The organism is Actinoalloteichus spitiensis RMV-1378 (assembly GCF_000239155.1).
GTDB classification, from domain to species: Bacteria; Actinomycetota; Actinomycetes; order Mycobacteriales; family Pseudonocardiaceae; genus Actinoalloteichus_B; species Actinoalloteichus_B spitiensis.
Genome location: NZ_AGVX02000788.1, coordinates 1 through 3,271, shown reverse-complemented (window position 1 = coordinate 3,271; position 3,271 = coordinate 1). Strand labels below are relative to the sequence as shown.

1 protein-coding gene is annotated in these 3,271 nt (G+C 70.8%); it reads left to right on the top strand.

The features are described from left to right. Positions 1-20: 20 nt before the first annotated feature. Positions 21-3,271: non-ribosomal peptide synthetase (locus ACTIDRAF_RS0225290; protein WP_169534011.1), on the top strand; the 3,251-nt coding region annotated here is incomplete at its 3' end.

Sequence of the window (3,271 nt, the reverse complement as noted above, 5' to 3'; positions counted from 1 at the left end):
AGCGTCCTGACCTGCTCGACGTGTCCGTGCTGGACCTGATCGGTCGGCAGGCACGTGGCGCGGCTGACGACGCGGTCGCGGTGGAGTGCGCCGCTGACCGGGTCACCTACCGGGAGTTGGTGCAGCGAGCGGGTCGGATGGCCGCGCTGCTGGCCGCCAACGGGGTGGGCGTGGAGTCGGCAGTGGCGGTGTTGTTGCCTCGTTCGGCCGACGGTGTGGTGGCGATGCTGGCGACCTGGGTCGCGGGTGGGGTGTACCTGCCGGTGGACGCGGACTACCCGGCGGAGCGGATCGAGTACGTGGTCCGGGACAGCGGGGCTGCGGTGGTGGTGACCACGTTGGCCCTGGCCGACCGGGTGCCGGCCGGGGTGCCGGTGTTGGTCGTGGACGACCCCGAGGTGCGGATGGACCTCGAGCACCGGGCGGGGTTGCCGTGGCCGGAGTCGATCTCCCCGGGCCGGGCGGCCTACGTGATCTACACCTCGGGCTCCACCGGACGTCCGAAGGGCGTCGTCGTTCCCCACGCCGGACTGACCAGCCTGGCCGTGAGCCACGTCGAGGCCATGGACCTCGACCCCGCCGCCCGGGTCTTCCAGTACGTCTCGCCCAGCTTCGATGTCGCGATCGTTGAGGTCCTCATGACCCTCGCGGCCGGAGCGACCCTGCTGCTTCACGGTGCGGGACGACCGGTCGGAACCGAGCTGGCCGCGCTGCTCGCGGAACAGCGTGTCACCCACGCCATGTTCCCGGTGGCGCCGCTGGGGACCATCTCCCCGGAAGGGCTGTCCGACCTGCGGTCCATCGTCACGGGAGGCGAGGCACTCCCCGCCGATCTCGTGCGCAGGTGGGCGCCGGGCCGGCGTTTCCTGAACGGTTATGGGCCGAGTGAGACGACGGTGGCGGCGACGATGAGCGCTCCGTTGTCGGCAGGGGTGGAGGAGGTGCCGCCGATCGGGGCGCCGGTGGCCAATGCCCGGGTGTTCGTGTTGGACGGGCGGTTGCGCCCGGTGCCGGTGGGTGTCTCGGGTGAGTTGTACGTGGCGGGTGCCGGGGTGGCTCGGGGCTACCTCGGTCGTCCTGGTCTGACGGCGGAACGGTTCGTCGCTGACCCGTTCGGGCCGTCCGGTTCCCGGTTGTACCGGACGGGGGATGTGGTGCGGTGGCGGGCCGGCGGTGCGCTGGAGTTCGTGGGCCGGGTCGATGACCAGGTGAAGCTGCGGGGGTTCCGCATCGAACCCGGTGAGATCGAGGCCGCGCTCCTGCGGCACGCCTCCGTGGGGCAGGCCACGGTGGTGCTCCGGTCCGACGGGCCCGGCCTCCGTCGCCTCGTCGCGTACGTCGTGGGAGCGGCCGAGGAGCGGCCGGCTCCGGCGGAACTGCGCGCTCACGTCTCGGCCGAGCTGCCCGCGTACATGGTTCCCGCCGCCTTCGTCGTGCTCGACGCGTTCCCGCTGACCTCGAACGGCAAGGTGGACCGGCGGGCGCTGCCCGCACCGGAACTGGGATCCGACGCGGAGTTCGTGGCACCTGGCACTGACACCGAGCGGCGGGTCTGCGCGGTGTGGTCCGAGGTGCTGGGTGTGGAGCGCGTCGGGGTGACCGACGACTTCTTCGAGTTGGGTGGTGACTCGATCCTGAGCCTGCGGGTGACCTCGCGGTTGCGGGCGGAGTTCGGGGTGGCGTTGTCTCCGCGCGCGCTGTTCGACCACCGCACGGTCGCCGAACTCGCCACGGCCCTGGGTGGCGGCTTCGCTGACGAGCAGGTTCCCATCAGAGCTGTCGACCGCGAAGCCGGAGGAGACCGGCTTCCGCTGTCCTACGCGCAGGAACGCCTGTGGTTCCTGGACGACTACGGGCAGGGCGGTCCGTCACACGCCATCGTCAACGCTCTGCGACTGACAGGGGCAGTGGACCACGATGCGTTGCAGCGGGCGGTGTCGACCCTCGTCGACCGTCACGAATCGCTGCGGACCACCTTCGACACCGTCGACGGCAGGGGTGTGCAGATCGTCCGTGCCGAGTCGGACGTGCGCATCCGATTCGTGGACCTGGTCCGTGACGAGCTGGCGGACGAGGCCGTACGGGGATCCGAGGGCGCTGGTGTCCGTCGGGGGGCGAACACCCGGACCGGGGTCACGGCGACCGCGGGACCGGCCACGACCAACGCGTCCGACGACGAGCTCGACGAGATCCTCCGGGCGGAGGCGGCGATCCCGTTCGATCTGCGGACGGGACCGTTGGTGCGGGTCCTGCTCGTCCGGGAGGCCCCCGACAGCCACGTCCTGGTGTTGGCGATGCACCACATCGTCACCGACGGCTGGTCCATGGGCGTGATCACCCGCGAGCTGAACACCGCCTACGCCGCCCTGGTCGAGAACCGACCGGTGGCTCTGCCCGAGATGACCCTGCAGTACCCGGACTACGCGGTGTGGCAGCGGGAACACCAGAACACCGTGATCGAGTCCCAACTGGACTACTGGCGGGAACGGTTGGCAGGACTTCCGGTGCTGGAGCTGCCCACCGATCGACCCCGACCGGCAGTGCGTTCGGCCGCCGGCGCGGTGACCACGGTGACCATCCCCAGCGGGCTGACCGAGGGACTGCGGTCGGTGGGCCGGGCTGGCGGGGCCAGCCTGTTCATGACGGTCACGGCGGTGACCCAGGTGTTGTTGTCCCGGTACACCGGGCAGGGTGATGTGGCGGTGGGAACAGCGGTGTCGGGCCGGGACCGGGCCGAGGTGGAGGACCTGGTGGGGTTCTTCGTGAACACCGTGGTGGTGCGGTCGCGGGTGGATGAGGGCGTGGGGTTCGCCGGGGTGTTGTCGGGAGTGCGGGAGTCGGTGCTGGGTGCGTTCGCGCACCAGGAGGTGCCGTTCTCACGGTTGGTCGAGGAGCTGGCTCCGGAGCGGGACACCTCGCGGACGCCGTTGGTGCAGGCGATGGTGGTGCTGCAGAACGTTCCGGTGGCGGCGGTGGAGTTGCCCGGTGTGGTGGTGTCGGGGTGCGCGGTTCCGGTGTCCACGGCGCAGTTCGATCTGACGTGGGAGTTCCAGGAGACGGGGCAGGGGTTGGCGCTGTCGGTGCAGTACGCCACCGACCTGTTCGACCCGACCACCATCGACCGGATGGCCGCGGACTGGATCGCCCTCGCCGAACGGGTGGTCACTGACCCCACCCGTGCCCTGGCCACGGTCCCCCTGCTTCCTGGTACCGACCACGACCGGATCACCGTGGAGTGGAACGACCGGGGTGCGGCGGTGGACCCGGTGCC